This is a genomic window from Tractidigestivibacter sp. (assembly GCF_057241865.1).
Window position 1 is genome coordinate 102,378 of the sequence record NZ_DBHHPX010000003.1, and the last position, 6,941, is coordinate 109,318.

Annotated in this window: 6 protein-coding genes; 2 read left to right on the forward strand and 4 right to left on the reverse strand. The window is 65.0% G+C overall.

Annotated elements, in window-relative coordinates:
* Window positions 1-30: 30 nt before the first annotated feature.
* Window positions 31-906, reverse strand: coding sequence for a LysR family transcriptional regulator (locus tag ACO59D_RS02020; protein WP_485125554.1), 876 nt, complete (start codon window positions 904-906; stop codon window positions 31-33).
* A gap of 330 nt (window positions 907-1,236) precedes the next feature.
* Here ACO59D_RS02020 and acgM point away from each other — a divergent pair, with 330 nt between their 5' ends.
* Together acgM and ACO59D_RS02030 are read left to right on the forward strand one after the other, a co-directional pair.
* Window positions 1,237-2,391, forward strand: coding sequence for a radical SAM/SPASM domain protein, ACGX system (gene acgM, locus ACO59D_RS02025; RefSeq protein WP_485125555.1), 1,155 nt, complete (start codon window positions 1,237-1,239; stop codon window positions 2,389-2,391).
* Entirely contained in the window at window positions 2,392-3,378 is a 987-nt protein-coding gene (locus ACO59D_RS02030) for a zinc-binding dehydrogenase (RefSeq protein ID WP_485125556.1), read from the forward strand. It abuts the gene before it with no gap.
* Here the strand turns inward: ACO59D_RS02030 and ACO59D_RS02035 are convergent.
* The 3 genes from ACO59D_RS02035 to ACO59D_RS02045 form a co-directional block, all read right to left on the reverse strand.
* The gene (locus ACO59D_RS02035; protein WP_485125557.1) at window positions 3,375-3,851 is read right to left on the reverse strand and encodes a hypothetical protein; all 477 of its coding nucleotides are present in this window, start codon (window positions 3,849-3,851) and stop codon (window positions 3,375-3,377) included. The genes ACO59D_RS02030 and ACO59D_RS02035 overlap by 4 nt on opposite strands.
* A 72-nt stretch (window positions 3,852-3,923) precedes the next feature.
* Window positions 3,924-4,658, reverse strand: a complete 735-nt coding sequence (locus tag ACO59D_RS02040) for a PrsW family intramembrane metalloprotease (RefSeq protein ID WP_485125558.1) — start codon at window positions 4,656-4,658, stop codon at window positions 3,924-3,926.
* 160 nt (window positions 4,659-4,818) lie between these two features.
* Window positions 4,819-6,312: an ATP-binding cassette domain-containing protein gene (locus tag ACO59D_RS02045; protein WP_485125559.1), complete on the reverse strand. Its 1,494-nt coding sequence runs from the start codon at window positions 6,310-6,312 to the stop codon at window positions 4,819-4,821.
* Between the last annotated feature and the right edge of the window lie 629 nt (window positions 6,313-6,941).

Sequence of the window (6,941 nt, forward strand, 5' to 3'; positions counted from 1 at the left end):
CTGTCGGAAGGGACATGCAGCGCAATTTCGTCACGGTCGCCCATAGAGTTCCTGGGCAACCTCGAGGAAACGTGATACGAACTCGTCTCGTTCTTCGTTGCGCACGTAGACGCCAAAGGTCGCCTGCGCGCCCCCGAGCCATATGAGAGATTTTTGGGTAGGATCGGGCATGGTCTCGACCGAAGGGACGAGAGCATAGCCAAACCCGGCGTCTACGAGACAGAATGCCTCAGTTGTCGTGGAGCAGGTAATCGTATGGGCGCTGTCGGTCTTGGGCAGGGCATCCTGCGCGAGGGAGCCCCTCCTGCGGATGCCCGCGGGCAGGCAGATGACTTGCGGGAATCCCTCGACCTCCTCGTACCCGACCTCGTCGTATCGAGCCAGCGGCGAGTCGTTGCGAACGATGCAGCTGAGACACGTCGTACTCAGGGGCACAAAAGCAACCCCACCCGCCTCCAAAGATGACGCCTCGAAGCCCAAGGCAACGTCAAGCTGCCCGTGAGTCAGCCGGTCTATGTGCGCGTCGCGCGGCCCCAAGCTGAGCGTGACGTGGAAGCCAGGGTGTTTCACACGCAACCTGTCCAAAACAGGGGCCAGGCGCATGAGGTCGTTGGGGTCGGAGTAGCCTATGGCGAGCTCCGTGCCCTCGGCCTTCTTGCGCGCTCGCTCTGACGCCGTGTAGCTGAGCCGCAAGATCTCGAGGGCGTCGGGCAGAAACGATGACCCAAACGCGGTAAGCGCCACCTCACGCGTAGTACGGACGAAAAGCGCCCCTCCCAACTCCTCCTCTAACGACGAGACCTGCTTCGACACCGTCGGCTGAGACAGGTGGAGTTCGTCGGCGGCCCTCCGGAAGTTCAGGTTGTCCGCGACCTGTACGAAGCACTCGAGCTGGGTGGTGTTCATGCTGCTCCTCTACTGATTCTAAATACGAATCAACGATAGCATCATTGAAATTCACCGTGCCCATGGGGCGCCCCATACTCGTTCTAAGCACGGAAACGGACCGTGCATGGCAGAAAGAAGGACACCATGGCTCTCGACGACTTTGCATCTTGGAGCACCCGTACTGCGGCTTCTTCGTGCGGTTCTGATGACCCCAAGCCATCTGCTTGTGGCTCTGACGATCCCAAGCCCGCTCCCACCGCTTGCGGCGCGAGCGACCGCGCATAGACGAGCGCTCCAAACAGGGCGCCTGGCACTGCCGGGCGCCCGCCTCTTGAAAGGACTCCTCCCATGGCACGCCCCACTTTCTCGTTCCAGTGGCACCTCCTCGATGACTGCGACCAGCGCTGCAAGCACTGCTACATCTTCTCGGGGGACGAATCCGTCGAGCTCAACCGCATGAGCTTCGAGCAGATGCAGCAGACGCTCGCCAACATCGAGGACTTCTGCGAGACCTTCGGGCGTGAGCCGTACCTCTACATCACAGGCGGAGACCCCATCCTCCACCCGGACTTCTGGCGCCTGATGGAGCTGCTTGGGGAGAAGAACATCCAGTTCACCATCATGGGAAACCCCTTCCACCTGACCGACGAGGTGTGTACCCGCCTCCGCGAGAACGGCTGCCTGCGCTACCAGCTCTCCATCGATGGCAACCGCGAGACGCACGACTGGTTCCGCAGGCCCGGCTCCTACGACGAGACCCTGGCACGCATCCCCATGCTCGCCCGCAACGGCATCCGCTCCATCGTCATGACCACGGTCTCGAACGTGAACGCGGGCCAGCTTCCCGAGATCATCGACGCCATCGTCGCAGCAAAGGCGAACGTCTTCGCGTTCTCGCGCTACGTCCCCACCACAGGCGAGAACATGGAGGGCCTCTCCCCACGGGACTATCGCGCCGTGCTCGACAGTACCTACAAGAAGTTCAAGGCATGCGAGGACGCCGGCTGCGAGACCTGCTTCAGCCGAAAGGACCACCTATGGCGCCTCTACGAGTGGGAGGAGGGCCTCTGGCAGATTCCCGCCGATGCCAGGAAGGGCATGGTCTACGAAGGCTGCAGCTGCGGAAGCGGGCACCTGACCATCCTGCCCACGGGCGACGTATACGCCTGTCGCCGCGTGGCGGGCTCCAGGGTGGGAAACGTCTTCGACGAGCGCCTGGCAGACATCTGGCTGGGCTCGATGGAGGACTACCGTCAGGTGGGTGAGTTCTCTAAGTGCAGCCGCTGCGAGCTTTTGGCCTGGTGCCGCGGCTGCCCCGCGGTGGCACGCGGGACCGACGGCAGCTTCTACGGCGAGGACCCGCAGTGCTGGCACGAGGTGCCCGTCGTAGGCGAGTCCCGCGAGGTTCTGCAGATGCCGCGCATGACGGGCGGATGTGGCTGCGGCGCTGCCAATCGCATGGTCACGAACATCGAGACGGCGCTCGCGGGGGCGGTGGCCTAGATGATTCCCGAGGCCATGAAGGCGCTTGTCATCAACAGCATTACCCCCGCCGATAAAGTCAAGCTCGGTGAGGTGCGGGTACCCGAGGCAAAGCCGGGCTGGGTGCTCGTGCGGGTCTGTGGCTTCGGGTTGAACCATTCGGAGCAGGTGCTGCGCCTGGGAGAGGTCGAGGCGGACTACATCGCGAAGCCCATCGTCCCCGGCATCGAGTGCGTGGGCGAGGTCATCGACGCCTCCGACTCTGGTTTCATGGTCGGCCAGCGCGTCTGCGCCCTCATGGGCGGCATGGGGCGCAGCTTCGACGGGTCCTACGCCGAATACATACTCGTGCCCGAGCACCACACGTTCGCACTACCGGAGACGGCCAATGCGATGCCATGGCGGATGCTAGCGGCCATCCCCGAGACCTTCTACACGGCATGGGGGTCGCTCGTTCAGTGCCTGCGACTGCGCCCCGAAGACATCCTGCTCGTCCGCGGGGGCACCTGCGGCCTGGGCTATGCGGCGTTGCAGATAGCCCATGCGCTCGGATGCAGGACCGTCGCCACAGCCCACAGCGAGGGAAGGCTGGGGAGGCTCGCCGAGCTGGGTTGCGACCTGCCTGTCGTGGATGACGGGCATCTCGCCGACAGCAACCTCGGAGTCACGAAGGTGCTCGAGCTGGTGGGAACGTCCACACTGCGCGACTCGCTGCGATGTGTGCCCTCTGGCGGCATCGTCTGCCACACGGGCATCCTCGGCGGTGAGAAGCCGCTGAAGGACTTCAACCCACTGGTCGAAATACCGAATGGCGTAAGCCTGACGGGCTTTCACAGCAACTGGCCTGACCAGGAGTCCATCACCGCACTGTTCGAGTTCATAGCGCAGCGGGAAATCAAGCCCGTCATTGCCAAGGTGTTCTCCTTCGAACACTTGCGTGAGGCTGTCGCGCTCCAGGACGCCGGCGGCTTCGACGGCAAGATCGTCATCGTGAACGAGGAAGGCTAGCTGTCGTGTGCCAGCAGGTGCCCGAGGTGGATGTCGATGTGGCCGATGCCGAGGACGACGGCAGAGATGACCACTGCCGGTGATTGGCACCAGACACCCAGGAGGCCAAACGCGGCCACAGGCAGAGACGCCAGAGGCACGGGGATGGGGCCGAGGGGCGCGTACATACCGGCGAGCTCCTCCCCTCCCCTGAAGTAGCGGACCCAGGCAAGCCCGTACAGGAGCATGAGGGCGGTAGCGGCAACGAGCCAGAGCAACCAAGGCAGGGAGAGACCCTGCGGACAGACGAACACGATGGCGGCGCAGGTGGTGGCGGCCTGGACGACTCTCTCAAACGCAAGCAACACGCGGCTCTCGTGCCTTGCCGCCTCGTCGTAGCCCGAGGGTCGGCTTCTTGTCCAGAGGACGTTGGGGATGAACAGCAACGCGAGGAACGCCATACCCACCGCCGAGAAGCCGAGTTGCATCTTCACCCCAAACCGCCGCAAGAGGCCTCCTCGACATTACATGGCACAGGTAGGGTTGACATGGGCCCCAGGCGCCGGCTATGAGGCAAAGCGGCGGTCGTGGCGCGCCGCCGAGCGTGCGACCTTGAAGACGATCAGGTACACGGCCACCACGACAAGCAGGAAGAGTCCGCCCGACGCATCCGTCGCCATGGCGGCAGCCGAGTCGTACAGGCCATGCGCCACAACCGAAAGCACATAGCCGCCCACGGCGCAGAGGGCAGACGCAAGCCTGTGCCCGCGTACGCCGCAGAGCTTGGCCTGCCCGTAGAACAGGCCAAAGAGCACGGCAAACCCCATGTGGGCCGGGATGGCCATGATAGCGCGCGAGAACAGCACGCCTGGCCCATATGCCAGGCCATACGTGATGTTCTCCATGCCCGCAAAGCCCAGCGACGTGAACACGGCGTAGACGACCCCGTCGAAGCGACAGTTGAATGCAGGGCTGTTCCAGGTCCTTCGAGCCATGAGCGCATACTTGGCGCCCTCCTCGATCACGCCGACCACCATGAGGTCGCCCATAACCTCAAACTGCATGCCAGAGGGGTCAAGACCCGAGAGGAGCCCGAAGGCCCGCATGCCGATTGCCTCAAGGAGGCTTGCAGCGAGTGCCGCAGCGACACCCCTCATGACGAGCGACCACAGCAGCCCAATCGGCTCCCGGTCAAGGGTATCAAGCCGATACACATAGACCATCAGTGCAATGGCAGGGCCCAACGCAAGCAGCATGAACAGGAAGAGGTACGCACTCAGGCCAGACATGAGGAAGAGCATCGGCTTGCCTCCGGTTTTCTCCAGAACCCCGTGCAGCAGACGTCCGCAGGACATCTATCTCTTACTACCCCATTGCACCAGAGTCATCCCGATGGTTCCGTGGTGTCCGATGACGTCGAGAAGGCGCGCAGGCCGGAGATGCGCCTTGCGGGTCGGGAGCCTAGCCTACTACCGTAAGCGCGTAGCCCATGGGGCCCTCCGATATCGTCCATGCGATGCGTGTCGCGGCCCGGATGAGCGCGGCGTCGTGGGAGACGAGCAGCAGCGCCCCGGGGAAGGTCGCGAGCAGGCGCTCCAGGGCCTCGATGGACCCGAGGTCGAGGTGGTTCGTCGGCTCGTCCATCACGACGAGCTCCGGCGCGTGAAGGGCTCCGAGGGCGAGCATGAGCTTGCGCATCTCGCCGGGGCTGACGTCGCCGCCCTCCAGGATGCGCTCCGGCTCTGAGTTGAGCTGCGCCACAACGGAGAGCACGCGACCACGGTCGGTGCTGCCCAGGTCGGCCAGGGCGTCCATCGCCGACTGCCGCTGGGGCCGCGTGGGCTCCTGCGGGACGTAGAGGACCCTCGTCGCATCGGGTAGGCTTTCCACGATGCGCCTGACGAGCGTCGTCTTTCCGCTGCCGTTGTCACCGACTAGCCCGATGTGGTCGGTGCTGCCGATGTAGAGGGTGGGCACCGCCAGCGCTGCCCCACCGCCGAGGGGGATGACGGCCTCCTCCATGCGCAGCAGCACCTTGCGCTCACTCGGAGTTGTGTCGAGCCAGACGTCGGACTCGTAGCGCCTCTCGACCCGCACGGCGTCGAGCCTGCCCGCCGCGTCGGAAAGCCGGGCCTCCATGCGCGATGAGAGCCTTCCGGCCCTCCCGTCCTGCCCGGAGACGACGAAGCGCCGCCGCTTCTCGCGCGCGTCGCTGTCGTTCTTGGCAGCATGCTTCCCGCTCCTGCGTGACGCGACCCGCGACGCCTCCTCGCGCCGGCGCTGGGCCTCGCACTCGAGACGCTCCCTCTCCCTGCGCGCGGAGTCACGGATACGCAGCGCGCTTTCGCGTTCGAGCTCGGCCTGGCCCGACCCCTGCGTGTAGCCACCCGGGCGCATGGTGGCCGACCCCCTCGAGACGAACAGGCACTGCGTGCAGAGCGCGTCCAGCAGCTCCCTGTCATGCGAGACGAGAAGGCCGATTCCCCCGAAGCGCGAGAGGGCCTCGGATATGGCATGGCGGGTCGTCGCGTCGACGTGGTTGGTCGGCTCGTCCACGGCCAGGACGTCGGGTCGCGCCCACAGGGCGCAGGCCACCTGCAGGCGCTTCTGCTGGCCGCCGGAGAGCGTGTCGTAGCGCCACGCCCATCCGTCGTCTATGCGCAGCTCGTCCCGGAGCCGCACGGCGGTCCCATCGTAGGCCAGTGCGAAGTCCTCAAGGTCGTCCGGCGGGCGGGTGGCGTCCTGGGCGCAGTAGCGGGCCACGAGCGCAGGGGCAACGCTTCCGGCATCCGGGCGCATGACGTTGCAGGCCACGAGCGCGAGCGTGGTCTTGCCGCACCCGTTGTCGCCGACGATGCCGGTCCATCCCCGCGGGAACGCAGCCGTCACCCCACACAGGGCCGGCTCGGGCGACGCGGGGTATGTGTATGTGACGTTCGACAGGTTGAGCTGCATGGGGCCTCCGGTCTCGGCGGGAGGCCATGCGAGCGTGGCAAGGCGTCTTGATGGAACCTATCGGGGGCGCCCGGCTCGAAATGGGCATGCGATCGCGATGCTGCACCCGTGGGCATGGCCGCCAGCGCGTGGGTCTGGTCGTGGGTGTCTTGTGGGCATCGCTAGTTCCTCATGCACCTGGACCCTTCTCGCGCCGACGCTTGCCAAAGGCCCCGGCTTGTTCTCGATGCGTCCATTGTAGACCGTTGGGGTGCGCGGGGTACAGAGGGATGGAACCTATGCAGTACACAAAGTAACGTGAGCTTCAGAACCCGTCAGTGCGCAAGGTTCCGAATAACTGCCGTCTTACAAACCAATGGGAATTCTGAGGCAGACCATCCGGTCCTTGAGCCTGCCCCATGCGTTCCGGGCCACCACGAGCTCGCTCGGCCAGGGGGAACATGCTGCGGTTCCAGCCGGCCTTCGACATGGTGGCCAGGTGGAAGGGCGGGCACCCCAGCTCCGCACGGCACGCAACGGGGTAGGCTGGTTGCATATGAAGTCACGACCGAAGGGGCCATCATGGAGCGGCAGCACGTCGATCCGTTTGAGCATGCGAACACGATCACGCAGGCGAACCCCGAGGGCAT

Coding starts and splice junctions, on each gene's coding strand:
- ACO59D_RS02020 (WP_485125554.1), bottom strand. CDS start 906: ATGAACACCACCCAGCTCGAGTGCTTCGTACAGGTCGCGGACAACCTG.
- acgM (WP_485125555.1), top strand. CDS start 1,237: ATGGCACGCCCCACTTTCTCGTTCCAGTGGCACCTCCTCGATGACTGC.
- ACO59D_RS02030 (WP_485125556.1), top strand. CDS start 2,392: ATGATTCCCGAGGCCATGAAGGCGCTTGTCATCAACAGCATTACCCCC.
- ACO59D_RS02040 (WP_485125558.1), bottom strand. CDS start 4,658: ATGCTCTTCCTCATGTCTGGCCTGAGTGCGTACCTCTTCCTGTTCATG.
- ACO59D_RS02045 (WP_485125559.1), bottom strand. CDS start 6,312: ATGCAGCTCAACCTGTCGAACGTCACATACACATACCCCGCGTCGCCC.